Annotated in this window: 25 protein-coding genes and 1 pseudogene; 23 read left to right on the top strand and 3 right to left on the bottom strand. The window is 49.6% G+C overall.

Annotation, left to right across the window (positions count from 1 at the left end):
• Window positions 1–9: 9 nt before the first annotated feature.
• The 7 genes and pseudogenes from ACKTSG_RS01830 to holA form a co-directional block, all read left to right on the top strand.
• Window positions 10–240 (top strand): annotated as a pseudogene (locus ACKTSG_RS01830) (YlbG family protein); the annotation flags it as partial.
• A gap of 56 nt (window positions 241–296) precedes the next feature.
• The gene (gene rsmD / locus ACKTSG_RS01825) at window positions 297–851 is read left to right on the top strand and encodes a 16S rRNA (guanine(966)-N(2))-methyltransferase RsmD (protein WP_407891368.1); all 555 of its coding nucleotides are present in this window, start codon (window positions 297–299) and stop codon (window positions 849–851) included.
• The gene (gene coaD, locus ACKTSG_RS01820; RefSeq protein WP_407891367.1) at window positions 848–1,345 is read left to right on the top strand and encodes a pantetheine-phosphate adenylyltransferase; all 498 of its coding nucleotides are present in this window, start codon (window positions 848–850) and stop codon (window positions 1,343–1,345) included. Before rsmD ends, coaD begins: the two co-directional genes overlap by 4 nt.
• Complete coding sequence (locus ACKTSG_RS01815) at window positions 1,332–2,372, top strand: SepM family pheromone-processing serine protease (RefSeq protein WP_407891365.1); 1,041 nt, start codon at window positions 1,332–1,334, stop codon at window positions 2,370–2,372. The genes coaD and ACKTSG_RS01815 overlap by 14 nt, the downstream gene beginning before the upstream one ends.
• 118 nt (window positions 2,373–2,490) lie before the next feature.
• Window positions 2,491–3,147 (top strand): helix-hairpin-helix domain-containing protein, encoded by a 657-nt coding sequence (locus ACKTSG_RS01810; protein ID WP_407891363.1) that lies wholly within the window; start codon window positions 2,491–2,493, stop codon window positions 3,145–3,147.
• Window positions 3,144–5,315: a ComEC/Rec2 family competence protein gene (locus tag ACKTSG_RS01805; protein ID WP_407891362.1), complete on the top strand. Its 2,172-nt coding sequence runs from the start codon at window positions 3,144–3,146 to the stop codon at window positions 5,313–5,315. Before ACKTSG_RS01810 ends, ACKTSG_RS01805 begins: the two co-directional genes overlap by 4 nt.
• Window positions 5,302–6,324 carry a DNA polymerase III subunit delta gene (gene holA / locus ACKTSG_RS01800; RefSeq protein ID WP_407891360.1) on the top strand — a complete coding sequence of 341 codons (1,023 nt, stop codon included), beginning with the start codon at window positions 5,302–5,304 and terminating at the stop codon, window positions 6,322–6,324. The genes ACKTSG_RS01805 and holA overlap by 14 nt, the downstream gene beginning before the upstream one ends.
• 75 nt (window positions 6,325–6,399) lie before the next feature.
• Here holA and rpsT read toward each other — a convergent pair whose 3' ends face one another.
• Entirely contained in the window at window positions 6,400–6,654 is a 255-nt protein-coding gene (rpsT, locus tag ACKTSG_RS01795; RefSeq protein ID WP_407891358.1) for a 30S ribosomal protein S20, read from the bottom strand.
• A gap of 267 nt (window positions 6,655–6,921) precedes the next feature.
• On the opposite strand from rpsT, the gene rpsO reads away from it, so the two are divergent.
• The 5 genes from rpsO to tuf all read left to right on the top strand — a co-directional run bounded on the left by rpsO (window position 6,922) and on the right by tuf (window position 13,040).
• Entirely contained in the window at window positions 6,922–7,191 is a 270-nt protein-coding gene (gene rpsO, locus ACKTSG_RS01790) for a 30S ribosomal protein S15 (RefSeq protein WP_407891356.1), read from the top strand.
• A 150-nt stretch (window positions 7,192–7,341) separates the two neighbouring features.
• Window positions 7,342–8,760, top strand: coding sequence for an MFS transporter (locus ACKTSG_RS01785; RefSeq protein WP_407891354.1), 1,419 nt, complete (start codon window positions 7,342–7,344; stop codon window positions 8,758–8,760).
• A gap of 214 nt (window positions 8,761–8,974) precedes the next feature.
• Window positions 8,975–10,657 carry a ribonuclease J gene (locus tag ACKTSG_RS01780; RefSeq protein ID WP_407891352.1) on the top strand — a complete coding sequence of 561 codons (1,683 nt, stop codon included), beginning with the start codon at window positions 8,975–8,977 and terminating at the stop codon, window positions 10,655–10,657.
• Between the two features lie 73 nt (window positions 10,658–10,730).
• Window positions 10,731–11,645 carry a hypothetical protein gene (locus tag ACKTSG_RS01775; protein WP_407891350.1) on the top strand — a complete coding sequence of 305 codons (915 nt, stop codon included), beginning with the start codon at window positions 10,731–10,733 and terminating at the stop codon, window positions 11,643–11,645.
• A gap of 204 nt (window positions 11,646–11,849) precedes the next feature.
• A complete protein-coding gene (tuf, locus tag ACKTSG_RS01770; protein ID WP_407891348.1) occupies window positions 11,850–13,040 on the top strand; it encodes an elongation factor Tu in 1,191 nt (396 codons plus the stop codon).
• An 846-nt stretch (window positions 13,041–13,886) separates the two neighbouring features.
• On the opposite strand, the gene yidC is transcribed toward tuf, so the two are convergent.
• Window positions 13,887–14,846, bottom strand: coding sequence for a membrane protein insertase YidC (gene yidC / locus ACKTSG_RS01765; RefSeq protein WP_407891346.1), 960 nt, complete (start codon window positions 14,844–14,846; stop codon window positions 13,887–13,889).
• Between the two features lie 58 nt (window positions 14,847–14,904).
• The gene (locus ACKTSG_RS01760) at window positions 14,905–15,186 is read right to left on the bottom strand and encodes an acylphosphatase (protein WP_407891345.1); all 282 of its coding nucleotides are present in this window, start codon (window positions 15,184–15,186) and stop codon (window positions 14,905–14,907) included.
• Between the two features lie 81 nt (window positions 15,187–15,267).
• Here ACKTSG_RS01760 and ACKTSG_RS01755 point away from each other — a divergent pair, with 81 nt between their 5' ends.
• The 11 genes from ACKTSG_RS01755 (at window position 15,268) to ACKTSG_RS01705 (ending at window position 25,910) form a co-directional block, all read left to right on the top strand.
• Window positions 15,268–16,026 carry a TrmH family RNA methyltransferase gene (locus ACKTSG_RS01755; protein ID WP_407891343.1) on the top strand — a complete coding sequence of 253 codons (759 nt, stop codon included), beginning with the start codon at window positions 15,268–15,270 and terminating at the stop codon, window positions 16,024–16,026.
• Window positions 16,027–16,110: 84 nt separating this feature from the next.
• Window positions 16,111–16,611, top strand: coding sequence for an HD domain-containing protein (locus ACKTSG_RS01750; RefSeq protein WP_407891341.1), 501 nt, complete (start codon window positions 16,111–16,113; stop codon window positions 16,609–16,611).
• Window positions 16,612–16,769: 158 nt separating this feature from the next.
• A complete protein-coding gene (locus tag ACKTSG_RS01745) occupies window positions 16,770–17,135 on the top strand; it encodes a winged helix-turn-helix transcriptional regulator (protein ID WP_407891339.1) in 366 nt (121 codons plus the stop codon).
• A 361-nt stretch (window positions 17,136–17,496) separates the two neighbouring features.
• Window positions 17,497–18,543: a phenylalanine--tRNA ligase subunit alpha gene (gene pheS / locus ACKTSG_RS01740; RefSeq protein ID WP_407891337.1), complete on the top strand. Its 1,047-nt coding sequence runs from the start codon at window positions 17,497–17,499 to the stop codon at window positions 18,541–18,543.
• Window positions 18,544–18,546: 3 nt separating this feature from the next.
• A complete protein-coding gene (gene pheT / locus ACKTSG_RS01735; RefSeq protein WP_407891335.1) occupies window positions 18,547–20,958 on the top strand; it encodes a phenylalanine--tRNA ligase subunit beta in 2,412 nt (803 codons plus the stop codon).
• 96 nt (window positions 20,959–21,054) lie between these two features.
• Window positions 21,055–22,188, top strand: coding sequence for an endolytic transglycosylase MltG (gene mltG / locus ACKTSG_RS01730; protein WP_407891333.1), 1,134 nt, complete (start codon window positions 21,055–21,057; stop codon window positions 22,186–22,188).
• Window positions 22,188–22,817 carry a uridine kinase gene (udk, locus tag ACKTSG_RS01725; RefSeq protein ID WP_407891331.1) on the top strand — a complete coding sequence of 210 codons (630 nt, stop codon included), beginning with the start codon at window positions 22,188–22,190 and terminating at the stop codon, window positions 22,815–22,817. Before mltG ends, udk begins: the two co-directional genes overlap by 1 nt.
• 67 nt (window positions 22,818–22,884) lie before the next feature.
• Window positions 22,885–23,361, top strand: a complete 477-nt coding sequence (greA, locus tag ACKTSG_RS01720; RefSeq protein WP_407891329.1) for a transcription elongation factor GreA — start codon at window positions 22,885–22,887, stop codon at window positions 23,359–23,361.
• 134 nt (window positions 23,362–23,495) lie between these two features.
• Window positions 23,496–24,206, top strand: a complete 711-nt coding sequence (liaF, locus tag ACKTSG_RS01715) for a cell wall-active antibiotics response protein LiaF (protein ID WP_407891327.1) — start codon at window positions 23,496–23,498, stop codon at window positions 24,204–24,206.
• A complete protein-coding gene (locus ACKTSG_RS01710; RefSeq protein WP_407891399.1) occupies window positions 24,206–25,273 on the top strand; it encodes a sensor histidine kinase in 1,068 nt (355 codons plus the stop codon). Before liaF ends, ACKTSG_RS01710 begins: the two co-directional genes overlap by 1 nt.
• Entirely contained in the window at window positions 25,266–25,910 is a 645-nt protein-coding gene (locus tag ACKTSG_RS01705) for a response regulator (RefSeq protein WP_407891325.1), read from the top strand. The genes ACKTSG_RS01710 and ACKTSG_RS01705 overlap by 8 nt, the downstream gene beginning before the upstream one ends.
• Window positions 25,911–25,944: the final 34 nt, after the last annotated feature.

Here is a 25,944-nt window from a genome sequence, read left to right as displayed (position 1 = left end):
GTGAAAAATATGTTGGCAGTCACCAAACGTGTCGGCTTAGTGGTGTGGGTCTATTCGCTCAAACAGATCCGCGCTTTGCGCCATTACGGCACTGTGATGTATGTCTCAAAGAAAATGAAATATGTGTATTTGTATTTGGATCAAGACCAAGTCGACGCCACGCAAGCCAAGTTGCAAAAGTTGCGCTTTGTGCGGGCGACGCAAGTGTCGATGCGCCCAGAAATCGCCACTGAATATGGACCAGATGCAGATACTGCGATGAATCGGCTGAAAAAAGCTGTCCAGGAGGAAGCCTAATGCGCGTGATCACCGGAGCCTTTCGCGGGTTGAAGCTTGAAGCAGTGCCTGGCAACTTGACGCGGCCCACTGCTGATAAAGTCAAAGAGTCGATGTTCAACATGATCGGGCCTTTCTTTGACGGCGGTGAAGTCTTAGATCTATACGCTGGCACTGGCGCGTTAGGGATCGAAGCCGTGTCTCGCGGAATGGCGCATGGCACGTTAGTCGATCGCCAATATGCGGCAATCAAAACCATCCACCAAAACCTCGACAAAACCCATGCCGCCGATCGCTTCACTGTGATCAAAGCGCCAGTGGATAAGGCGATGAAGAATTTGGCTGGGCATCATTTTGATTTGATCATGGCGGATCCGCCTTATGCCAAACAAGCGGTGTTGGATCAGCTCAACGACTTTTTGACGTTGGACTTGTTGGCGCCTGATGGCATGGTGTTGTTAGAAACCGGCTTGGATCTCAAGTACCCTGAAAGTATTGCCGGTTATGATATTTTGCGCCATCAAACTTACGGCGTCGCGCAAGTGCTGATTTTACAAAAGGCGGTGGCAAAATGAGTCGCAAAGCCATTTTTCCAGGGAGTTTTGATCCGTTTACCAATGGCCACTTGGATACGGTCAAACGCGCCGCGGCCCTGTTTGATGAAGTGACCATCGCTTGTATGACCAATAGCAACAAACACCCGCTATTTGGTGCTGATGAAAAGCAGGCGCTGATCAAAGCGGCGGTAGCAGATCTGCCAAATGTCAACGTGGTGGCGCTGCCGCATCAATTGACTGTGGCTTTTGCCCAGTCGCTTGGCGCCACATACATGGTGCGTGGTTTGCGCAGCTCGCGGGATTTTGATTACGAAGCGGATGTGGCAACCATCAACACCCAATTGGCCCCGCAAGTCGAAACCGTATTTTTGTTGGCTGACCCCAAATACCGCAACTTGTCGTCTAGCATGGTCAAAGAAGTGGCCAGCTTCGGCGCGGATGTATCGCAAATGGTCCCAGCCAATATCGCCGCCGCGCTGCGGCAAAAGTTAGGTGGGGATGCCCATGCGTAAACGCTGGTGGGCACTGATCGCGGTATTGGTCGTGACCCTGGGTTGGTTTTGCTTTTGGCCAACAGGCAAGTATGTGGAAGTACCAGGTTCTGCTGAATCCCTCAAGCCATACGTTAAAGTCGCCGGCATGAAAGACACCCATAAAGGCAGCTACATGCTGACTACCGTGGGCGTCGTTGGGCCTGCCACTCCGGCAGTGTTGTTATGGGCCAAGTTGCAGCCTTATTCTGAAGTTGAGGCTAAAACTGACTTAATGGGGGATGACTCCAGTGAAGAATATGATGAGCTGCAACGCTACTACATTAAGTCTGCTGCGGATAATGCCGTTGCGGCAGCGTTTAAAGCCGCTAAAATGCCTTATACCATTGACCACTTAGGCATTTATGTCATGAGTGTGCTTAAAGGCTCACCGTTTGCAGGCAAGCTTGCGTTAGGCGACACCATCACCCAACTGGATGGCAAACACTATCTAAGCGCCGATGCGTATGTCAAAGCGATCCAACAGCGCAAAGTGGGGGATCAGATCACCTTGACTTATTTGCACAAAGGCCAGACGCATCACGCCAGCGGCAAGTTGATGCAACTACCTGGTTCAAAAAAGGCTGGCATCGGCATTACCTTGACCGAAAATACCAAAACCACCACGACCCCTAAAGTTTCGATCGATGCCGGGGCCATTGGCGGGCCGAGTGCGGGGTTGATGTTTGCGGTGCAAACTTACACGCAGATCACCCACTCAAACTGGCGCCATGGGCAAAATATCGCCGGCACTGGCACCATCGATGCCAATGGCACAGTCGGTCAGATCGGCGGGATCGATAAGAAAGTTTATATGGCCAATAAAGAACATGCTAAAGTGTTTTTTGCGCCTAATGATCCGCCGACTAAAAAGCTGTTGAAGCTTGATCCAAATTATCAAAATAACTATGCAGTCGCTAAAAAAACTGCTGAACAATTGCACAGTACGATGAAGATCGTTCCGGTGCACACGTTGCAAGACGCCTTAACCTACTTGCAAACCCGTTAATTGACAGTCACGTCATCTTTGCTCAAAGAGATGACGTGATTTTTTTGATTAAAATTTACTGAGTGCTGTATCAAACCCACCTGCTTTTGCAAAATTTATTAGTAAGGAGGGATCGGCGATGGAACAACTTAAGCTTTGGGCGAAACAATATGGCGTCATCGCGTTGTTGGCATTAGGCGGCATTGGCTTTATTTGGTGGCAAGGGCAAAGTGCTCCTACCGGTAATGATCTGGCGCCAGTGGCCGAATCTGCCAGTGTAGCGGCTGCCAGCACGTCATCCAGTGTGCCGCAAAATGCCAGCGCTAGTCGCGTCGCGCAAGCTGGTTATGTCGAGATCAAAGGGGCAGTGGTCCATCCTGGACTTTATCCAGTGGATGGCACCACCACGCGCTGGGATGCGGTGGTGAAAGCTGCGGGTGGGTTGGCGGCAAATGCTGATGTCGCAGCGATCAATCTGGCGGCTATCGCCCATGATCAAGAAAGTCTGTTGATCCCAGTGATCGGCCAAACGCCTACTGCCACACCTGCAGCGCCGCAAGCACCTGGCGGACCAGTGGGGAGTCCTAGCGGCAGCGAGGCGTTGGTGAATTTGAATACCGCTTCTTTAGAAGAGTTGCAAACGCTAAGTGGCATCGGGCCCAAAAAAGCCGAAGATATTATCGCTTACCGTGATGCCAATGGCGGTTTTCAAACCATCGATGACTTGAAGTCAGTGTCTGGTATCGGGGATAAAACTTTTGAAAAATTAGCCCCATTTGTGACGGTGGGGCCATGAATGGGCGTATTTGGCCGCTTGCCGCCGGTTTTTTAGCGGGTATTTTGATTTTTGTCGGGCCAGCTTGGGTCGCCATCCCACTGCTTGGCTGGACTGGATACAAAACCTGGCCACTAGTGGGCTGGTGGTTAGTGGTGGCCCTACTTGGTGGCGGGTTGGTGGGGTATCACGAACAGCAGGTGCAACAGGCGCCACTTCTGCCTCAAGGCCAAATTTTGGTGATGCCGACTAGCTGGACAATCACTGACACCTTTGTGCGCTACACCGGCACGGCAAGCAATGGGGTGGTGACTGCTGGCAGTGCCAATGTTACCCCAGCGGTGGCGGATCAATTGCGGCAGTTAGTCGATCCAGTGATCGTCACGGTAACCAAAGCGCCAGAGCCGTTGACTAAGGCGCGCAATCAATATGAATTTGATTATGCCAATTATGCCTGGGCGCAAACTCATCAGGCGTTTCAACAACCGACTGAAAGCCTAGTTTGGCAAGTACGCCCAGCTCAGACTTTGGGGGAAAAATTGTTTGGATTGCGCGCCAAGTTAGTGCGCCATATCGCCAGCTTGCCACCACACGTCAGCCGCTATGCCAAAGGTTTGTTGTTGGGTCAAGTGGATGGGGATGCTGACGGCATGCGGCAAACCTTTATCGCGCTGGGGATCTTTCATTTATTTTCGGTTTCTGGAGTGCATTTGTTTGCCATGATCGGGGCGATCTATTGGTTAAGCGATCGGTTGCGCATCCCCAAAGGAGCTATCGATTGGGCGTTGATCGTCACCTTACCGGCACTGTTGATTTTGATTCCGCCAGGTGCTGGCATTTTGCGCGCAGTGTGGATGCGGGTGGGTTTGGGGATCAACAGTCGCTTGCATTTGAATCTTGGCACTATTGATGTTTTTGCGCTGGTATTAGCCGGTAATTTGCTGTGGCGGCCGCTGGTGTTGCACACCTTTGGCGGCCAGTTGACTTATTTATTGACTGGGGTGTTGATGTTGTTGCCGGAAATGCCGGCATGGCAATTGGCGTGGCGCTTAGTTGGGACCAGCATGCCAGTGGTCGTGGCCCAAACCTATCGCATCCATTTGCTCAGTGGCTGGTTCAACTGGCTGTTGATGCCGATATTTGAACTGGCGGTGATGCCGCTGTTAGTCGTGGTGGTGATCTTGCCGCATACTGGATTGACCAACGGGTTAGAGTGGGCGCTGACGCAAGGCGAAAGCGGCTTGTCAAGGTTGGCAAATTTGCCAGGCTTAGTCGTCTTTGGGGCAGTGCCTGCCGCTTGGGCGATCGTTGGGGTGGTGATTTTTTTGCTTAGCACGGCCCGTCATCGCTTGCGATATTTCATCGTGTGGTTAGGCTTGGCTTATATTGGGGCGAACTGGCATCCGCAAAGTCGGGTGATCGTTTTTGATGTGGGGCAAGGGGATGCGATTTTGATCGAAGGGGCGAACCGCTCAGGCACGATGTTGATCGATACTGGCGGGCGTCTTTTTGGCACCAGCGCCAATCCGCCAGCGCTACGGGTGATCGTCAATTATTTATATGCGCGCGGTTATAACCACTTGGATACTTTGGTGTTGACGCATGCTGACGCCGATCATGTAGGCGACGCGGCGGTGTTGACGAAACAGCTCCCGGTGAAGACCTTGGTTTCAACGCCTTTGGCCGTTGATCAGCCGGTGATCCAAAAAGCTGCCCAAGGCCAAGTCAGCCGATGGCAAACGGTATTAGCTGGCGATACGGTCAAAGCGGGGCAATTGACCATGCAAGTGGTGGCGCCAAAAGCCGCCACTGCCACTGAGAAAAACGCAGATTCGATCGTGCTGTATGGTAAGATAGATAACAGCAATTGGTTGTTGATGGGGGATGCGGATAGCAACGTGGAAACGCGTGAGTTGATCCCGCAGCATTTAGCTGTCGATTATTTAAAAGTTGGCCATCACGGCTCAAGTACCAGCTCCAGTCCCGCTTTTATCGCCCAATGGCACCTCAAAGCCGCGTTGATCTCAGCTGGCGTCAACAATCGTTACGGCCATCCCACGCCACAAACCATCGCCACGCTAGAAGCTGCCGGTGATCCTTGGTTCAACACCGCGACTAGTGGGATGATTTGGGTCCAAAATGGCCAGCTGCATCAATTTTTAAAGGAGGACGGGCATGCAAGTCCCTGAATTTGTGCAAAGTTTAGCCGCTCATCAACCGCCGCTGGTGGTGTTATTAGGCACGGAATCAGCCCTGCAACAACAAGCCTTATCCGTCTTGAAAGCCTTGATCCCGGAAGCGGAAATGACGATGAATTTTGCCACTTATGATATGCGCCAAACGCCGGTGGCAGTGGCATTAGATGACGCGGCGTCACCGCCTTTTTTTGGTGACTATCGCGAAGTGGTCATCCAAGACCCGTATTTCTTAACTGGCGAAAAAGCCGCTGGCAAGATCGTGCATGACCTGGACGCTTTGACGGCTTATTTCAAAGCCCCAGTAGCGTCGACGATCATGGTATTAGTGGCGCCTTATGCCAAGTTAGATGAGCGCAAGCGCTTGACTAAAGCGTTGAAAAAGTCTGCGGTGATCGTGGATCTGACACCACTAGATGAGCGGGCAGCCAAAACGGCTGTCGCCAATGCCTTGCGCCAACAAAAAATCACCGTCACCCCAGATGGCATTGCGACATTGGCACAGCGCAGTAACGCCGATTACTCAGTGATGATGGCGCAATTGCCTAAGTTGGCTTTGTATGCGGCCAATGGGGCCACGCTAGACGCTGAGGCAGTCTCGCAACTGGTGCCAAAGCAGTTATCTGATCGGGTATTTGATCTGGTCAGTGCCGTGCTGGCCAAAAATGTCACCCAAGCGCTGAGTATCTACCGCGACTTGTTATTACAAAAAGAAGAACCGATCCGCTTAAATTCCTTATTGATCAGCCAATTTCGCTTGTTGCTGCAAGTGCAGATCCTCGCCAAAAAAGGCTACAGTCAAGGCAGTGTGGCCCAAACGCTTAAAGTCCATCCTTACCGGGTGAAATTGGCTTGGCGCAGTGCGGGACATTTGGATCCGACGGCGTTGCGCCAAGCGTATTTGGGCTTGGTCGATACTGAAGCGAACATGAAAACCGGCCAAGTGAACAAAGAATTGGCGTTTGAGTTATTTGTGTTACAATACGCCGCTAGCCGCACCTAAAAAAATGCGACCGCACTGAGAAGTGGGGTCGCATTTTTGGCAATAAAAAAGCTCCGCCGAAGCGAAGCATCCGGATTACTTGTTCAGTAATGCGGAAAGACGGCTCTTATCGCGGCCGGCTTTGTTTTTGTGGATCAAGCCCTTGGTTTCGGCCTTATCGATGGCGCGCGTTGCTTCTTTAAGTAAGTCAGCAGCGTTGTCAGCACCATTTGCTTGGGCAGCCTTGAACTTCTTGATCGTGCTACGCAAAGCGCTGGATTGCGCTGCGTTAGCTTGGCGTGAAGCTTCTTGAGTCTTCACACGCTTGATAGCAGATTTGATTTGTGGCATGAGGTTCACCTCCGGAGTTTATTAGTTGATACCATGGTTTTTGCTTCAACAGCAAACATTATACCCAAGCCTAGAAAGCATTGCAACACAAACCGTAAAGGAAAATTGCTTGATACCATTTTTCCCAGTCGCATCGCGGAAAAAACTTGCATTCTGCGCAGCAGTCTTGTAAAGTTAACAAGTACTTTTGAACCTGTCACTTAGCTTTGCGGTTCACCGCGCAATTCTCAGTCTCAGGCAATTATAATTGAAAGGTGGAAATAACTCATGGCTATTTCACAAACGCAAAAGAACGAAATCATCGCAAAGTATGCCCGTCACGAAGGCGACACTGGCTCACCAGAAGTCCAAATCGCCGTTTTGACTGCTGACATCTTGGCTTTAAACGATCACTTGGATGTGCATCATAAAGATCATCATTCATATGTTGGTTTGATGAAGAAGATCGGCCAACGTCGTAACTTGTTACGCTACTTGCGCAACAAAGACATCACCCGTTACCGTGACTTGATCAAGTCTTTAGGCTTGCGTCGTTAATTTTAAAAAACCAGCACCTGGGAAAATTTTTCCTAGGTGTTTTTTTTGTGCCGAAAACCCTGAATTGGACCGCCAAGTGTCAACTCAGCTTTTTTGCCAGACCTTTGTTATAATGGGCTCAAGTTTGGGGGAAAGGAAGAAGGAATTGGCATGGAAATCGCACACGCAAGGCGTTGGTGGGCGTTGACCGCACTGGGATTTTTCGCGTTTATGACGAACTTGGATGGCTCAGTAGTGAACATCGCTGTGCCTGTGATGGCCAAAAGCTTGGCCGTGCCTGCCAGCCGGATGGTTTGGGCGACGTCAGTTTATTTGATCGTGCTCAGCGCGCTGTTGCTGCCGTTTGGCAAACTCGGGGATGTGATCGGCAAACCACGCATCTTTAAATGGGGTACTGGGGGCTTTATCATGGGCTCGATGCTGGCGGGGATTGATTTGGGGTTTGGCTTTTTGATCTTTGCGCGCATGGTACAAGTCACTGGTGCGGCGATGACTTTGGCCAACACTTATGGCATTGTGACGTCAAGCTTTGACGCCCAAGAGCGCGGCAAGGCAATGGGGTTTGTCGGCACATTCGTGGCATTAGGTAGCGTCGCTGGCCCAGCAGTCGGGGGCTTGGTGTTGTCAGTGGCGCAATGGCCGGTGTTGTTTTGGATCAATGTGCCATTTGGGTTGGTGGCGTTAGCGTTAGCACTTTGGGCCATGGGCAATGGTGTGGGGATGCCGCAGCGCTTTGATTGGTTAGGGGCGCTACTACAAGGCTTAGCGATCGCCGCTGGGTTTTGGGGGCTGAATCTCAGTCAAACAGATGGGTTTGGCGCCCCGCTGGTTTGGGGGTCGTTATTGGTGGCAATCGTCGCTTTAGGCGGGTTTTTCTGGCGTGAGGCGCATACTGACGTGCCGCTATTGGCGTTGACGATTTTTCACAATCAGATCTTCACCCTTGGCGTTTTGACGGTATTTTTGGTGTTTATGGCGCAGTTTTTCACCACCGTGTTGATGCCGTTTTACTTGGAAGATGCGCTGCATTTGACGCCTGGTGTAGCGGGCGCTTTGTTGACGCTGTATCCGCTGATGATGGTGTTTTGCGCGCCGCTTGGTGGGATATTAGCAGATAAGTTGAACGTGGCAGTCGTGGCGTTAGTCGGCGTGGCAATCGTGGGTATTGGCAGTGGCGCGTATTGGTTTTTGACGTTAAGCAGTCCGTTATGGGTATTTATTGGGATCACCGTATTATTAGGGATCGGCGGTGGGATCTTCCAATCCCCGATCGGAGACTTGGTGATGTCAGTGGTGCCAAAAGCGCAACTCGGCGTGGCTGGCAGTTTCAATGCGTTGGCGCGCAATCTTGGCATGGTCGCAGGCACAAGTGTGACCACGACGATTTTGTTTGCGCAAATGAGTGCCATTGCCAATCAGCGCGTCGTGACGTTTCCAGCCAGTCATCCGCAGTGGTTTATTTCTGGCATGCACTGGGCAATGGGTGTTGCGACAGTGTTGGTACTGATTGCGGCAGTCGTGTTGTGGCAAATGGTGCCAAAGTGGCAGGCATTTGCCAAGCAGAAATAAGCAAGGAAATCATGTCCCAGCGTTGCCGCCAATTTTTGGAGGTAACGTTTGGGGCTTTTTTCATGTCGCAAAGCAAGGAAGTGGTGGCGTTTGGTTGGAGTTTTCAAGAGCCTTGGGCAAGCATAGGTTTTCTCATGTGGGTGTGGTACACTAGTTGTTAGGAAAAACCGTGACCGCGAATCAATGCGGTGATAATTTAATATGAGGTGAAACCATGACGAAAATCAATCTGGTTGCCCTCGGTGGTGTGCGTGAGAACGGTAAGAACATGTATGCTGTCGAAGTGGACGATCAAATTTTTGTTGTCGATTTTGGGTTAAAATATCCTGACAACGAATTATTAGGGATCGATATTGTGATCCCAGACTTAACTTACTTAGAAGAAAATGTTGACCGCATCGCCGGAATCTTTTTGACCCACGGCCATGCCGATGCGATCGGGGCGTTACCCTACTTTTTGGCAGAACATCCAGTGCCAGTATTTGGGAGCGAATTAACAGTGGCGTTGGCCAAGTTGATCACCAGCAGCCACCCAGACGCTAAAAAATTCAAAGACTTCCACGTGATCGATGAAAAATCTGTGATCGACTTTGGCAATGTGTCGGTATCGTTCTTCCGCACGACGCACAGTATTCCCGGTAGTTTGGGTATCGATATCCAAACTCAAGCTGGGCAGATCGTCTATACTGGCGATTTCAAGTTTGACCAAAGTGCGCGGTCAATGTATCGCACTGACTTGGCGCGCTTGGCCCATATCGGCGAAAACCGGGTATTGGCGCTGTTGTCTGATTCCGCCAATGCTGAATCACCCTACACCAATGCTTCTGAACGCGAAATTTACGGCACCATCAAAGAAACCTTCAAATATCACACTGGGCGCATCATTGTGGCCGGTGTGGCGTCCAACATCGAACGGATCCAACAAGTGCTTGATGCTGCAGCGGCTAATGATCGCCGCGTGGTGTTGACGGGTCGCGACGTGCAAAAAATCGTCAAAACTGCCATTAAGATGAAATATATCAAGTTGCCCAACAGCGACATTTTGGCCACGACTAAAGACTTGAAAGAATTAGCCCCAGAACAAACGGTGATCTTAGAAACTGGGCGCATGGGCGAACCATTGAAGTCCTTGCAACGCATGGCCACTTCCAAACATCGCTTGATCCATATCCACGAAGGGGACTTGGTCTTTATTACCACCACCATTTCTCATGCAATGGAAACCATGGCTGCGCGTACTAAAGATTTGATCTACCGCGCTGGTGGTGAAGTCAAAACGGTCAGTGACACTTTGCACGCCTCCGGTCACGCCAACAAACAAGACTTGCAATTGATGTTGAACTTGTTGCGGCCTAAGTTTGTGGTGCCAGTGATCGGTGAATACCGCTTATTGGCCGCTCATGCTGAAATCGCGCATGAAGTCGGGATTCCTTATTCTCACATTTTCATTCCAGCAATGGGTGACATTTTGTCCATTGAAAAAGGCAAAATGCACAATGCTGGGCATGCAGATGCCGGCAATACCATGATCGATGGCATCGGTGTTGGCGATATCGGCAACATCGTGTTGCGCGATCGCAAAATGTTGGCTGAAGACGGGATCTTTATTGCAGTGGTCACCATCGATCGCAAAAAGAAGAAAGTCGTCGCGCATCCAAAGATCCAATCACGCGGGTTTGTTTATATGAAGACCTCCAAGGACTTGTTGCAAGAATCCGCCAAGTTGGTGATGGATTCAGTCCAAAAGAATCTCGACCACAAAGAATTTGACTGGAGCACCTTGAAACAAGCAGTTCGCGATGATCTGAGTCATTTCTTATTTGATCAAACCAAGCGCCGTCCGGTGATCTTACCTGTGATCATGGAAGTCAACCAAAACAGCGCCAAGCGCCAATAATCGCCCAACAGCACCTCTAAGCAGATCATTGCCTGGTGGTGCTGTTGCGTACTATCTGAAGGGAGACTGGGTTTTGGGAAAAGTTGTGACCATGCCAAACAACTCGAGCCGGCATTTGATTTTAGGAACGCGCGCGCTGCATAGCCAAAATTATGCCAGTGCCGTCGCCCACTTGGAAAAAGCCTTCAAAGAAGCGCCTGACTTTGAAGTGGCCAAGTTGCTGGTGGCAGCGCAAAACGGGTTGAACCAACCGCAAGAAGCTGTCGCTTACTTATCTGAGTTCATGGAAGATTTTTTAAGCTCAGAAAAAGGCACCACCACCATTTACGATACCTTATTGGCGTTGCCTGATTACCGCTTTGCTTGGGCGGTGTTGCACCATGTGGCACCAGGGCAAAAAGCCGCGATCCAAGCCCGCATTGAAGCGGCTGAAACTGCAGATCTTGCGGCACATGCGTCAGAGATCGACACGTTGGCCAAACAATTGCGGCATTTAGGTGGCTTTTCAGCACATGAACAAGAAAGCATGTTGCAATCCCTTGGGCGTTTGCCCAAAGCGCAATTGATGTCGGCGGCAGCCACTAACTTGGTCGATGCTGATGTGCACCCAGCCGTGCGTATCAGCTTGCTGGATGCATTGACGGCAGTGGGTGATGATCGCCAAGTTGAAGTGTTAGGCTATCACACGCAACAAGCGGTGGTGCCTAGCGAGTTGCCAGGCGTTTTAAGTGATCCGACACTTTTGGCGGTGTTGGATCAGATCCAGCGCCAAATCGGGTTAAATGATCCGGAGTTGATGAAAGCGACTGTTGAGACGTTGCGCTTTGAATTAGGGTATTTGTATCCATTCATCGATCAAGTCATTAACGATCCCAAACATTTTGCCACCAGCTATTTGCACCAACAAGCTGAGTCCGTGACCACGCAAGAGCGCGCGTTATTCAATTGGTTACAGGAACAAACCGGTAAGCTGATGGATATGGCATAATGGCGGGATTTTGCTGTAAATGAAAAAAACTTGACGGTACGCCTTTACAAAGCCGTCGATTCTAGATATAATCATTTTCGGAATTCATTTCCAGCCGAAATTTTCCCTTTGGAGATTCGGCGTGAATGTAGTACACTATAACGTAGAGTATACATGGCAAGCGCTATGTCACTTTGCACAAAAATACAGGAGGTTCGTTTTTTCATGGCTGAAAAAGAACACTATGAACGCACTAAGCCCCACGTAAACATTGGTACGATTGGGCACGTTGACCACGGTAAGACTACTCTGACCGCGGCTATCACCAAGGTACTGGCTAAAAAGGGTCTCGCTAAGGCGCAGGACTACGCATCTATCGATGCTGCCCCTGAAGAAAAAGAACGTGGTATCACCATCAACACTGCCCACGTTGAATACGAAACCGAAAAGCGTCACTATGCGCATATCGATGCCCCAGGGCATGCCGATTACGTTAAGAACATGATCACCGGTGCTGCTCAAATGGACGGTGCGATCTTGGTTGTTGCGGCTACTGATGGCCCAATGCCACAGACTCGTGAACACATCCTTTTGGCTCGCCAGGTCGGTGTTGACTACTTGATCGTTTTCTTGAACAAGACTGATCTTGTTGACGATGACGAATTAACTGACCTTGTTGAAATGGAAGTTCGTGAACTCTTGTCCGAATACGATTTCCCTGGTGACGATATTCCTGTTCTGCGCGGTTCTGCCCTCAAAGCTCTTGAAGGCGACCCAGAACAAGAAAAAGTTATCCAAGAACTCATGGACACTGTTGATGAATACATCCCAACCCCAGTTCGTGACACTGACAAGCCTTTCTTGATGCCTGTTGAAGATGTCTTCACCATTACTGGTCGTGGGACTGTTGCTTCCGGCCGTATCGATCGTGGTACTGTTAAGATCGGTGACGAAGTCGAAATCATCGGCTTGAAGCCAGAAGTTCTCAAGTCCACTGTTACGGGTCTGGAAATGTTCCGTAAGACTTTGGATCTTGGTGAAGCCGGCGATAACGTTGGTGTCTTGCTTCGTGGGATCAACCGCGAACAAGTTGAACGTGGCCAAGTTTTAGCTAAGCCAGGTTCCATCCAATTACACTCCAAGTTCAAAGGTGAAGTTTATATCTTAACTAAAGAAGAAGGTGGCCGTCATACGCCATTCTTCTCCAACTATCGTCCTCAGTTCTACTTCCATACCACCGATGTTACCGGTGTTATCGAATTGCCAGATGGCGTAGAAATGGTTATGCCTGGCGATAACGTGACCTTCGAAGTTGATTTGATCAGCCCAGTTGCGATCGAAAAAGGTACGAAGTTCACTGTTCGTGAAGGTGGCCGTACTGTTGGTGCCGGTGTTGTTTCTGAAATCATGGACTAACATCGATACCACGAAAGACACTCTGCTTCGGCAGGGTGTTTTTTTGCCATTTTAAAAAAGCGCTTGCATTTTCTGGCAAGCGGTGTTACACTTCATTTCCCAACAAAAAGTAAGTCCTAGGTACTTGCTGCTGTTGGGGCAAAGCACGAAGCAAAGCAAGGCGGTTAGGTACATCGCACAAGCTTTGTGGCACCGAAGTCACCATGGGGCCGTAGCGTGGTGATATGATTTCCGTGGGACCTAAGAGCGCTGGCGTACCGAAGAAACTAGTCAGATGACACTCCGGCAAACGTGAGTCACAGAAGCGACCCATCGTATGTATCGATCGACCAACACAAGTTGAGCATTGAGACCACTGTCGCGCAGTTTCGCCCAATGACTCTCCTGACTTGGTTATACGACCGATCCCAGCGTTGCGTCGGATTGTGCAAAACCCGGGATCCACCTGCACCATGTTTTACCCACAGTGCGTTTTAGACTGTGGCCGAAGGAGTGCCCACGGGCATGACAACGTGTGACCACACATTGGGGTCACACTTCACAGACGTAAACTAAGGCACCTAAATTGGTGCAGTAGGCACTTTTTCAACCAAGCGTTGGATCAGTGCCTATTTTGTTGTGATTTTCGACATGCTGCAGGTCAAACGTTGACAGATAACTGACCTCGCAAACACAATCGTGATCAACTTCTGCGTGCGCTTGGACAAGTGGGGTAATCGATTGCCGTCAAACGCGATTTGCGGCGCTTAGATCAGTTGCAGTCATGCATCTAGGGAAAGCCAAGTGACGATCGCCTTTACCGCGCCAAAAAAACGCCTTGTCGACAGCGACAAGGCGTTTAAAATTTTACTTGTGATGGTGTTGTTGCTTTCCGGCATTACGGTTTTTCTTGGTGATGCCAGGCTTAGCAGGATCGATCGGTGCAGACACGGCAGGTTCAACTGGTGTGTCAAAGGTGTGTTCATCCACAACGATGACTGGCGGGTTCTTTTCCATTTCTTCATCCAAACGTTTGCGAATGTTTGGCGTGATGATGTAGGTAACGATCAGTTGCTGGATCAAGATGATCACCCCACCAGCTAAGAAGTACAGGCCCAAGCCGGCGTTATACATCAAACAAAAAACAAATGTCATGATCGGTGAGATCAACGCGCTGGTTTGCATCGCTTTGCGTTGTTCCGGCGGTACGCCTTGCATCATGACCCAGCTTTGTAGCAAGTAAAAGGCGGTGGCCACAAAAGTGATGATCAAGCTGGAATGGCCTAATTGGATCCCAAAGAAGGTACTTTTGGAGATCTCAGGAGAGTAGGCGACGGCTTGATATAAGCCGGAGAAAATCGGCAGTTGGATCAACAAGGTCAAGCAACCCATTGATGGGATCATGCTGGTGCCGTTTTTCTTATACACATCTTGCATCATTTGGTTCAAGCGCAAGGTTTCTTCTTGCGTGATGCCAGGCTTTTTCATTTGGGCTTGGATAATGTCCAGTTGTGGCTTTAAGATCTTTTGCTTTTCTTGACTGGCGGTCATTTTACGCTGCTGGTTGAGCATGGCCGGGAGTAACACTAAGCGCACCACTAAGGTGATCAATAAGATCGCGATCCCAAAACCGTTGGGATTGTTGAGCCCTTGAGCGATCCATTCCATTAAGTGTTGCAAGGGTTTGCCGATCAAATTGTAAAACATTCCGAAAAATCCGGTTGGCGGCTTCAATGTCGCATTGGTCGCCTGTTGCTTACAGGCGGTTAATAATAACCCTAAACCAGTGACGCCACCTAGCGTCGCCCATTTCTTCAATCTATGCATGTCTTCTTGTCCCTTCATTGGTTACTGTCAATAACTATACTTGACAGGGGCATGGGTTTCAATACTTGACTTGAAACTCGTCATAAGGGAATGTTTTATCCAAGACATGTTCTTCGTAGGTTGCCACGCGACCACTGGGGCTGGGACTGGCTTTGACGGCAGCGGCAAATTTGGCCATATTCAACGGTTTGCCTTGCGCTTCGATGTACACTGAACCATCCCATTCATTTTTAACAAAGCCGCGAATTTTCAATTGATCGGCGACGCGTTTGGTCATCCACCGAAAGCCAACGCCTTGCACCATGCCGGTAACGCGCATCGATTTTGTAATTTCAACCATATTGATCCCTCCACTGCTATTTTATCACAGCGCGCTGGGCGCAAGACTGTTATACTCAAGAAGAAACCTTAGGAGGTCATCATGGAATACATCGCATCACCAAAAAACGAACACATTAAAGCCGCCAAGAAGCTTACCGTTAAAAAATATCAAAAAGGCGGCGACGCTTATTTGTTGGAAGGCTGGCATTTGGTTGAAGAAGCCATTAAGTCTGGTCAAACCCCACGGCGGATCTATGCCACTGAAAAATTTGTTGAAGAACGCGCATTGCGGCCTTTTTATGAACTGATCACTGAAATCAGCCCTGAAGTGGCCAAGCACTTAGCCGAAACGCCGACGCCACAAGGCATTTTTGCGATCATGCCGCGTGAATTAGGGACCTTACCCGAAAAGCCAGCTGGTCAGTATTTGCTGTTAGATGGCATTCAAGATCCTGGTAACGTCGGGACGTTGGTACGGACTGCCGACGCTGCTGGGATCCACCAAGTCGTCTTTGGCAATGGCACTGCTGATCCATTCAATCCCAAAGTTTTGCGGGCGATGCAAGGCAGCCAGTTTCATGTCAATATCACCCAAGCGCCTTTAAATGGCGTGATCAGCGATCTGCAAGCTGCTGGGGTGCCAGTGTATGGGACTGAACTCAATGTCAATGCCAAGTCTTATCGTGACGTCGCGCCAACGGCTCATTTTGCCTTGATCGTCGGCAACGAAGGTAACGGCATGGACAAGGCCTTGCTTGAAGAAACCGACACCAACTTGTATATCCCGATCAAAGGGGCGGCAGAGTCGTTGAACGTGGCCATTGCCGCTGCAGTGGTGATGTTTCATTTAACTGCTTAAGAATATGTAAACTAGCTTTCAAAATTAAATAGACCTGTTATAATGTAAGCGTGTTGAACAATACCGTACAGAAGGGGCTTTTGAATGAGCACTAAGCTTGATTGGACTCAAGACGTGGAATATCGGGCGTTGGTCGATGACTTGCTGGCACAACCTGCTGTGCAAAAACTCGCCAACTACACCCAGCACCATTATTCCGACCGTCTGACGCACTGTATCAGCGTTTCTTACCAAAGTTATTTGCTTGGCAAGAAGTGGCATTTGAATGTTCGCGCACTCGCTCGAGCAGGTCTGTTGCATGACTTGTTTTATTATGACTGGCGGGTCACCAAGTTTGACTTAGGTACCCACGCCTACATCCACCCGCGCATTGCGTTGCGCAACGCGGAGAAGTTGACGGACTTATCGCCAATGGAAAAAGACATCATCGTCAAGCATATGTGGGGCGCCACTTTGGCGTTGCCGAAGTATAAAGAAAGCTTCGTGGTGTCGTTAGTGGATGACTATGCCGCCATGGACGAAGTAGTCGTCCCATGGTTGCACAAAATGCGCCACCCGTTCAGCACCAGCCTGAAAAAGGCATAAATCAAGTCAATGGTTTGAGGTCTGGTCCCAAGGGACTGGGCCTCTTTTAATGCGCCACGATCAATTTCGTCCCAGCAGTTGCATTTTTTTGTGGTTGCGTTATAGTTATACTATACAAAGGTAAGTGTGGAAAAACACGATTTTATGAGGTGACCATGATGGAAACAACAGTAGTAACCAGCAATTGTACCAATACGCATAAACACACTTTATGCCCGAAGTTTACTGAAAGCTTCAAGATCTTAGGTAAGAAGTGGAATGGTTTGATCCTCGAAGTCTTATTGCAAAACGGCCCTTCGCGCTTTAAAGACATTGCGCAAACGATCATCAAGTGCTCTGATCGCGTGTTAGTCGAACGCTTGAAGGAACTGGAACAAGAAGGCTTGATCAACCGCATGACCCATGAAAACTCCTCATTGATCGAATACGTGTTGACCGATAAAGGCCAAGCGCTGGCACCGGTGTTACAAGCAGCACATGCTTGGGGCGACGACTGGATCTCTGACGCTGAATGCGGGGACTAAATGGATCGCATCAATGGCGCAAACCAGTCGTTTGTGGCATTGATGGGGTTTTGTCTTAGCGTTTGGGCTTGACGACAGCCTGATTTTTTGCTAGCCTAAACTTAACTTAACAATTTAAATACGTTGAAAGAAACGCAAGCCGGCGGCCCAGCTAGGGAACAGCATTCATTGACTGCAAGATGCTGATGGGATCATGGCTCGTATTCATTTCTGGAGTAGGTGGCTTGCCACCCGGTATTGCCGTTAAATGCTAAGAGTTGTGATGTCTAAAGACATTGAACAAGGGTGGTACCGCGATCGCTTCGTCCCTTTTTGGGGCGGGGCTTTTTTTGTGCCATCGACTAAACAAGGAGGATTCCACATGGATCTCAAGTCTAAGCTGGAAGAACTGTTTGAACAAAATCAAGCCAAGATCAAAAAATTGCAAGATCTAGACGAATTGAACCAAACTCGCGTCAACTTACTGGGTAAAAAAGGCCCGATCACCGAAGTCTTACGCGGCATGAAGGACCTTGACGCCAGCGAACGCCCCAAGGTTGGTTCTTATGCCAACAAGATCAAAGACAACTTGCAAGAAGCTATTGCTGAACGCAAAGCCACACTTGAACAAGCGCTGATCGATCAAAAACTCAAACAAGAAACGATCGATGTGACCTTGCCAGGCGACCCAGTCAAAGCTGGTACGCCACATATCCTCACCCAGATCATGGATGATATCGAAGAGTTCTTCATCGGCCAAGGCTATCAAGTGATCGACGGGCCTGAAGTAGAAGAAGACCATTACAACTTTGAAATGCTCAACATCCCCAAGAACCATCCTGCCCGCGACATGCAAGACACCTTTTACATGGGGCATGACTTGTTGATGCGCTCACAAACTTCTCCAGTGCAAGCGCGCACGTTGGAAGTGCACGACTTTACCAAAGGCCCGTTGAAAATGATCTCCCCAGGCCGCGTTTATCGCCGCGATACTGATGATGCGACGCATTCGCATCAATTCCATCAAGTCGAAGGCTTAGTGATCGACAAGCATATCACCATGGCTGACTTGAAAGGGACGCTGTTGGCTGTCGCGCAACATGTCTTTGGCAAAGACCGCACGATTCGTTTGCGCCCAAGTTATTTCCCATTCACGGAGCCAAGTGTTGAAGTGGATGTGTCATGTTTCCGTTGCGGCGGCAAAGGCTGTGCCATTTGCAAATACTCAGGCTGGATCGAAGTATTAGGCGCAGGGATGGTCCATCCAAACGTCTTGACCAATGCTGGGGTAGATCCTGAAGTATACGGTGGGTTTGCATTTGGCTTAGGTCCGGATCGTTTTGCCATGTTGAAATATGGGATCGACGACATTCGCAGCTTTTATCAAGGGGATCAGCGTTTCTTGTCCCAATTCCAACAGGAGGGTTAAATCGTGGACGTTTCTTATCAATGGTTAAAAGAATTGGTCGACGTGCCAGTTGACGCCGATACCTTAGGCGAAAAAGTTTCTCGCACTGGCATCGAAGTCGACAGTGTCACTCATTTAGGCGCCGGCTTGAAAAAAATCGTCATCGGCAAAGTGATGGAATTGGTCGATCATCCAGATTCTGATCATTTGCACATCGCTCAAGTTGATACTGGCGAAGCCGAGTTGCGCCAAATCGTTTGCGGTGCGCCTAACATTGAAAAAGGTCAAACTGTGATCGTGGCGTTACCAGGCGCCCGCATCGCCAACAACCAAAAAATCAAGCGCGGCAAAATGCGCGGCGTCGTGTCTGATGGCATGATCTGTGCCTTACAAGAATTGGGTTTTTCTGATGCGATCGCACCCAAAGCTTATAACGACGGCATTTACGTCTTTAATGAAGACCTGAAGCCAGGTAGTGATGCGTTAGTGGCCTTGGGTTGGGATGACAGCATTTTAGATTTTGAGATCACCCCTAACCGCGCCGATGCATTAGGCATGCGCGGTGTCGCTTGGGAAGTCGGTGCCACTTATAACGAAACGCCACACTTCAACGACCAGCCGGTAGTAGAAGGCGACAAGCCAGTGACGGATTATTTAACCGCCAAAGTCGCTGACGTGAATGACGCGCCAAGTTATCAAATGCGCGTGGTTGACCATGTGACGATCCAAGATTCGCCACTTTGGCTGCAACGCCGCTTGTGGAATGCTGGCGTGCGCCCGATCAACAACGTTGTCGATATCACCAACTTGATCATGTTAGGTTATGGGCAACCGTTACATGCGTTTGATTACAACAAGTTGGCCAACCATGAGATCTTAGTGCGCCGCGCGACTGATGGCGAAGCGCTGACAACGTTAGATGGTAATGAACACAAACTCGACCACGAAGATATCGTGATCACAGATGGCCAAAAACCAGTGGCTTTAGCTGGGGTGATGGGTGGCTTGAATTCTGAGATCACCCAAGACACCACCACAGTTGTGATCGAAGCGGCATGTTTTGCCCCGACTAACATTCGTAAAACGGCTTTGAAGTATAACTTGCGCTCACAAGCGTCTGCACGTTTTGAAAAAGGCATCAACGTGGCTGATATCAACAACGCCTTGGACGAAGCAGCGCGCTTGATGGCAGAATTAGGCCAAGGAACTGTGGCCAAAGGGCATTTGTCAGCTAGCGCCATTGAACCCAAAGACACCGTTGTCACGATCACTTTAGATCGCATCAACCATGTGTTAGGGACAGACTTTGATGAAGCACTGGTGAGCGGCTTGTTCAAGCGCTTAGGTTTTGGTGTTGAAACTCATGATGGTGAATTTGCCGTTGCCGTGCCGCCACGCCGTTGGGATATCAGCATTGATGCTGATCTGATCGAAGAAGTGGCGCGCTTGTATGGCTATGATAACTTGCCATCCACATTGCCGACGACCACCATGACCATTGGCCAATTCACGCCAAAACAAGCCCGCTTGCGCCGCACCCGCAAGATCTTGGAAGGGTTAGGGTTAAGTCAAGCGATCACTTATAGTTTGGTCAATCAAGAAGAAGCCAGCCAATTTACCATCGAATCAAGCGAAGGCACTGAAGTTTCTTGGCCAATGACCCAAGATCACGCTGTTTTGCGCGAAAACTTGGTGGCTGGGTTGATCAACGCCGAACAATATAATGTCGCGCGCAAACAATCCGACTTAGCCCTTTATGAACAAGGCCGCGTATTCTTGCGCAAGCCAGGTCATGTGCGTCCAGAAGAACATGAATATGTGGCGGGGTTGTTTACGGGCAACTTGATGGCCAAAAACTGGCATCAAGCCGCTGAAGGCGTTGATTTTTATTATGTCAAAGGCGTGGTGGATCATTTGTTAGGCGATTATCGCTTGGATCAACCGGTTGAATATGTGGCCTTAAGCGATGACCCACAACTGCATCCTGGCCAAAGTGCCAAGTTGGTGTTAGCTGGTGAAACCATCGGCTTGGTCGGGCGCTTGCATCCAGGCTTTGAGCATGCTTCAGGCTTGCCAGAAACTTACGTCTTTGAATTGAACTTAGAGGCGTTGATGGCAGCTGACCGTTCGCAAATGGCCGCCAAGCCTGCACCGAAGTTCCCTGAAATGACCCGCGACATTGCGATCTTAGTGGACCAAGCGGTTGAAAACGCCGCGATCGTCAAAGTGATCGATCAAGTGGGCGGCAAGTTCTTGCGCGACGTCACCTTGTTTGATGTTTATGCCGGGGCCAATATCGAAGGCCACAAGAAGTCATTGGCTTACACCTTGACGTATCGTCGTGATGATCAAACCTTGACTGAAGAAGAAGTCAATGCGGCGTTTGCCAAAGTGACGACTGCTTTGCATGACGAATTAGGCGCCACGATTCGTTAATTTTCTTAAAACCTGCTGTCAAAAGCCGATGCTTGTCGCTTTTTGCAGCAGGTTTTTGTATACTGAAAACAGTATGTGTCAGCAGGAGGAACGCTTGTGAGTAAGCAAGATCTACAAAAAAAGGCCACCCGCACCGCAGAAAAACAAGCGGTGAACCATATTGTGGCTTGGGTCGTGGGGATCGTGGTATGTGTATTGATCCTCACAGGCTTTATGGGGTATCGCTATTTGGACTCAGCACTTGGGGCAGTGGACCCCGCCGATAAGCGCTCATTGACGGTGTCGATCCCTAGTGGCGCCAGCACGTCAGATATTGCTCACACGCTAGAGCAAAAAGGCGTGATCAAATCGGCGCTAGTGTTCAACTATTACGTGAAGTTCCACAACTACACCAACTTTCAAGCTGGGGATTTTGCGTTAAGCAAAGCCGAAAACTTGAAAAGTATCATCGCGCAGTTGCGCGGCGGTGGCGCTTCTGATTCAACCGGGACGGTGTTAGTCAAAGAAGGGGTGACAGCAGACACCATTGGCGATGCTGTCGATAAGCTCAAAACCAAAGATCCCAGCTTCACCAAAGCTAACTTCATCAAGTTATTGAAAGATCAAAGTTTCTTCGATGAGTTATACAAAAAGTATCCTAAACTTCTGAAGTCCGCCAAAGCCGCCACTGGGGTGCGCTATCGCTTAGAAGGCTACTTATTCCCCGCCACCTATTCAGTGACTAGCGGCGAAAGTTTAAAAGCCCTGATCACGCAAATGGTGGCCAAAACCGATAGCGTCATGAGCAACTACTATACCTCCATTGAAAAGCAAGGCTACAGCGTTCAAGAAGTGTTGACCTTAGCCAGCTTGGCTGAGCGTGAAGGGGTATCAGGAAATGATCGGCGCGAGATCGCTGGGGTATTTTTGAACCGGATCGACGCTGGGATGCCATTGCAATCAGATATTTCGGTCATGTATGCATTGAACACCCACAAAACGCATTTGACCAATGCGGATACCAGTGTGGATTCGCCTTATAACTTGTATGTGCACACCGGCTATGGCCCAGGTCCCTTCAATTCACCTTCAGAAACTTCGATTCGGGCGATTTTGAGCCCATCAGATCGCGATAAAGGCTACTTGTACTTCGTGGCCAACTTAAAGACCGGCGAGATCTTGTATGCCACGAACTTGTATCAACATGAACTCAACACGGCGAAATTTGCCGCAGATAACGGGACGAACTAATGGCAAAACCTATTGTGATCGGTATTGCTGGCGGCTCTGCGTCAGGTAAAACCAGCGTCGCGCAGGCATTGTGTGAAGCGTTTGATCAAGGCGTGGTGTTGTTGCAACAAGATAGTTACTACAAACACAGTGACTTGCCTTTCAAACAGCGCCAAGCGATCAATTATGATCATCCGGATGCGTTTGATCATGACTTGTTGGTGACGCAATTGCAGGCGTTGATCTCGCGGCAGGCGATCGATGTGCCAGTGTATGACTATGCCGATCACAACCGTGCTTTGATCACGCGGCATGTTGAGCCGCAAGATGTGATCATTATCGAAGGCATTTTGGTGTTGGCAGATCCGGCGTTGCGCGCTTTAATGGATCTGCGGGTGTTTGTGGATACTGACGCCGATGTGCGGGTGTTGCGGCGGATCCAACGCGACACAAAAACCCGCGGGCGGAGCTTGGATTCGGTGATCACCCAATATTTGACCACGGTGCGACCGGCGTATTTGGAATTTATCGAACCGACCAAACGCTTTGCTGATGTGATTATTCCTGAAGGCGGGAAAAACCGCGTGGCAATCGACTTATTGCGCACTAAAATCGCTGCCACTTTAGCCGCTCGCGGCGAAAAAAGTTGACAACGGCTTGAAAACTTCTTACCATCGTATCTTGAAGCACCACAAAATTGAGAATTGAGGGACTTACATGGCTGAAAAAACATACCCGATGACTGCAGCGGGCAAAGAAAAACTCGAACAAGAACTGGAAACATTGAAAACTGTCAAGCGTCCAGAAGTGATCGAACGCATTAAGATCGCCCGTGGTTTCGGCGACCTTTCCGAAAACTCTGAATACGAATCTGCCAAAGATGAACAATCCACGTTGGAAAACCGCATCGTGACCATTCAAACCCAATTGCGTTATGCACAGATCATTGATGCTGGGTCAGTGGCCAATGATGAAGTGTCCATCGGCAAAAAAGTGACGTTCGTTGAAGTTGGCGACACCGAAGAAGAAACTTATGAAATCGTCGGCGCCGCTGAAGCTGATGCGTTTAACGGCAAGATCTCCAATGAATCCCCGATCGCCACCGCGATGATCGGCAAAAAAGTTGGCGACACCGTGACTGTTACCACCCCAGGTGGCGATATGGACGTCAAGATCGTAAAAGTCGAAGGCTGATCTGTTTAAAAAGCCTGGCATGTGCCAGGCTTTTTGTGTCCCATAAGGCGCGGGGATATCAGCCTTACGACCCAGGTCGGCGCGTGAAAAAACCGGTATAATCAAGCGTAAATACCATCAAAGGAGAATTCGTCATGTCGCGTCGTTGGCAGTTATTTTGGCTCACAGAAGTCGCCATGTTTTTTGTGCTTTGCTATCAAGTCGTTTCGAATCTGCCTGTCTTGATCGGCGTGGTGTCTGGGGTCGTCGCGTTGTTGATCGGCGCGCATGTGCACCATTTTCAAACCTTTTGGCTGACTCTTGGTGGCATTTGCGTCACGATCTCCATTTTCGTCAACCCAATGATCTGGATCATGTTGTTTTTGGCGGCATGTGCCAGCTTGCGATTGTTTACTGGCCGCAACTCCAGCTTTGGCCCTTGGGCGCGCAAGCATTTCATTGCGGTCACCACCAAACAACCCCAACCTAAAGCTGGCACGATCCACAGTCATCCTTGGTTTGGCGATAGCAATATCGGCCAAACCCAATTTGAATGGGATGACATCAACTTAACTGTTGCAGCAGGCGACACCATCATCGACCTTGGCAACACCTTGTTGCCTAAAGGTGACAATGTGGTGGTGATCCGCAAAGGTTTTGGCAAAACCCGCATTTTGGTACCAGTCGGCGTGGGGATCGCGATCGACCATTCAGCCGTGGTCGGCACATTATCGGTGAATGGCCAAGAAGTGCCCATGAAAAATGAAACGCGGAAATATTTCAGTGAAGACTATGATGATGCCTCACGCCACATTCATATCCTCACAAACGTACTGGTTGGGGATGTGGAGGTGTTGGCGGTATGATACGCGGACAGCGAGTGGTTTGGCAGTTTTTTGCGACGCTAGGCTTGACTGGCTTGTTGGAGCTGGGGTTGGTGTACATGATGACGGTGCAAACGCATCGCAACTTCGGTACCTTGTTGATGCTTGACGTGTTATATACTGCGCCATTGGTGTTGTATTTGATCGGTGGGGCAGTGGCGCTGGCTGGGATCGTGGCAGCGACGAGTTATTATCTGCTCAGGCGGCAACACAACCAATTGGCCAAACGCTTGGCGACAATTTCAGCGGGGCAATATGATGCGCCGATCCTAGCCAAACAAGCCCAAGCAGCCACGATCTTAGGCGAAGATGTGGCAGGAATGCTTGAAGCTTTGCGCCAAAAAATGATCCGCCTGCAGCGTGAGATCGAGCGCTACTCCAATACGCCGGTGTTAGTGGCTGGGGTGACCAAAGAAGAGATCTTGACGCAAGAGCGGCATCGACTAGCCCGTGAGTTGCATGATTCGGTGTCGCAGCAGCTTTTTGCCGCGATGATGATGTTGTCGGCGGTGCGTTCGGTGATGACGGCACAAGATCCTGACAATGCGATGCTTAAGCAGATCACCACCATCGAAGGGGTGATCAATGAAGCCCAAGCAGAAATGAGGGCGTTGTTATTGCATTTGCGGCCCACGAATTTGGAAGGTAAAACCTTAAAAGCCGGCATTATTGCCTTGCTTCAAGAGCTTCAAACCAAAATCAAGATCAAGATCACTTGGGAGTTGGCAGACGTGTCATTAGGCGCGGCGATCGAAGACAACTTGTTTCGGATCGTGCAAGAATTGTTATCCAATACGTTACGCCATGCCAAAGCCCAAAGCCTTGAGGTATACTTAAAGCAAGTTGGCAATGCTGTGGTGTTGCGCGTGGTCGACGATGGGGTCGGATTTGAACCAGCAAATGCTGACACCACTGGTTCTTATGGCCTTTCCAATATTCGTGAACGCGCAGCCAGCCTTGGTGGTACTGCCAAAGTGATCAGTTTTCCCAATCAAGGGACAAGTGTTGAAATTCGAGTGCCGATAACAAAGGAAGTAGCAGATGATTAAGGTATTACTTGTAGATGACCACGAAATGGTGCGCTTAGGCGTTTCCACATACTTAGGCGTCATGCCAGACATCGAAGTCGTCGGCCAAGCCACAGATGGCCAAGAAGGCTTAGATCAAGCTTTGGCGTTGCGACCAGACGTTATTTTAATGGACCTGGTGATGCCACATATGGATGGTATCGAAGCCACTCAAAAGATCTTAAAAGCCTGGCCGCAAGCACGGATCATTATTTTGACCAGCTTTATTGACGATGAGAAAGTTTACCCAGCGATCGAAGCTGGGGCCGCCAGCTATATTTTAAAAACTGCCACTGCGGAAGAAATCGCCAATGCCATTCGCCAAACCGCCAAAGGTGAGTCGGTGTTAGAACCGCAAGTCACCACTAAAATGATGAATCGCTTGACGCAAAAGTCGCAACCGGCATTATACGACGATTTAACGAATCGTGAGCGCGAAGTGTTGCAGTTGATTGCGCAAGGCAAGTCCAATCAAGAAATCGCTACAGAATTGTTCATCACGTTGAAAACTGTCAAAACCCATGTGTCCAACATTTTAGCTAAGTTGGAAGTCGAAGACCGCACCCAAGCGGCGATTTACGCGTTTAAACATGGCTTAGTCAAAGATCAAGACAAATAAGTTTAAAAAACACCGTTCACTAAAATTTCTTCAG

This window comes from Lacticaseibacillus salsurae, from assembly GCF_045862175.1.
GTDB classification, from domain to species: domain Bacteria; phylum Bacillota; class Bacilli; order Lactobacillales; family Lactobacillaceae; genus Lacticaseibacillus; species Lacticaseibacillus salsurae.
This window is presented reverse-complemented; position numbering and strand designations above follow the sequence as displayed.

What these genes read in the sequence shown, in the direction of transcription:
- coaD (WP_407891367.1), top strand. Translation starts at nt 848, where the DNA reads ATGAGTCGCAAAGCCATTTTTCCAGGGAGTTTTGATCCGTTTACCAAT.
- holA (WP_407891360.1), top strand. Translation starts at nt 5,302, where the DNA reads ATGCAAGTCCCTGAATTTGTGCAAAGTTTAGCCGCTCATCAACCGCCG.
- pheS (WP_407891337.1), top strand. Translation starts at nt 17,497, where the DNA reads ATGGATCTCAAGTCTAAGCTGGAAGAACTGTTTGAACAAAATCAAGCC.
- ACKTSG_RS01760 (WP_407891345.1), bottom strand. Translation starts at nt 15,186, where the DNA reads ATGGTTGAAATTACAAAATCGATGCGCGTTACCGGCATGGTGCAAGGC.
- ACKTSG_RS01750 (WP_407891341.1), top strand. Translation starts at nt 16,111, where the DNA reads ATGAGCACTAAGCTTGATTGGACTCAAGACGTGGAATATCGGGCGTTG.
- yidC (WP_407891346.1), bottom strand. Translation starts at nt 14,846, where the DNA reads ATGCATAGATTGAAGAAATGGGCGACGCTAGGTGGCGTCACTGGTTTA.
- rpsT (WP_407891358.1), bottom strand. Translation starts at nt 6,654, where the DNA reads ATGCCACAAATCAAATCTGCTATCAAGCGTGTGAAGACTCAAGAAGCT.
- ACKTSG_RS01810 (WP_407891363.1), top strand. Translation starts at nt 2,491, where the DNA reads ATGGAACAACTTAAGCTTTGGGCGAAACAATATGGCGTCATCGCGTTG.
- udk (WP_407891331.1), top strand. Translation starts at nt 22,188, where the DNA reads ATGGCAAAACCTATTGTGATCGGTATTGCTGGCGGCTCTGCGTCAGGT.
- ACKTSG_RS01815 (WP_407891365.1), top strand. Translation starts at nt 1,332, where the DNA reads ATGCCCATGCGTAAACGCTGGTGGGCACTGATCGCGGTATTGGTCGTG.
- ACKTSG_RS01785 (WP_407891354.1), top strand. Translation starts at nt 7,342, where the DNA reads ATGGAAATCGCACACGCAAGGCGTTGGTGGGCGTTGACCGCACTGGGA.
- ACKTSG_RS01705 (WP_407891325.1), top strand. Translation starts at nt 25,266, where the DNA reads ATGATTAAGGTATTACTTGTAGATGACCACGAAATGGTGCGCTTAGGC.
- ACKTSG_RS01780 (WP_407891352.1), top strand. Translation starts at nt 8,975, where the DNA reads ATGACGAAAATCAATCTGGTTGCCCTCGGTGGTGTGCGTGAGAACGGT.
- liaF (WP_407891327.1), top strand. Translation starts at nt 23,496, where the DNA reads ATGTCGCGTCGTTGGCAGTTATTTTGGCTCACAGAAGTCGCCATGTTT.
- greA (WP_407891329.1), top strand. Translation starts at nt 22,885, where the DNA reads ATGGCTGAAAAAACATACCCGATGACTGCAGCGGGCAAAGAAAAACTC.
- ACKTSG_RS01755 (WP_407891343.1), top strand. Translation starts at nt 15,268, where the DNA reads ATGGAATACATCGCATCACCAAAAAACGAACACATTAAAGCCGCCAAG.
- ACKTSG_RS01745 (WP_407891339.1), top strand. Translation starts at nt 16,770, where the DNA reads ATGGAAACAACAGTAGTAACCAGCAATTGTACCAATACGCATAAACAC.
- rpsO (WP_407891356.1), top strand. Translation starts at nt 6,922, where the DNA reads ATGGCTATTTCACAAACGCAAAAGAACGAAATCATCGCAAAGTATGCC.
- rsmD (WP_407891368.1), top strand. Translation starts at nt 297, where the DNA reads ATGCGCGTGATCACCGGAGCCTTTCGCGGGTTGAAGCTTGAAGCAGTG.
- ACKTSG_RS01805 (WP_407891362.1), top strand. Translation starts at nt 3,144, where the DNA reads ATGAATGGGCGTATTTGGCCGCTTGCCGCCGGTTTTTTAGCGGGTATT.
- tuf (WP_407891348.1), top strand. Translation starts at nt 11,850, where the DNA reads ATGGCTGAAAAAGAACACTATGAACGCACTAAGCCCCACGTAAACATT.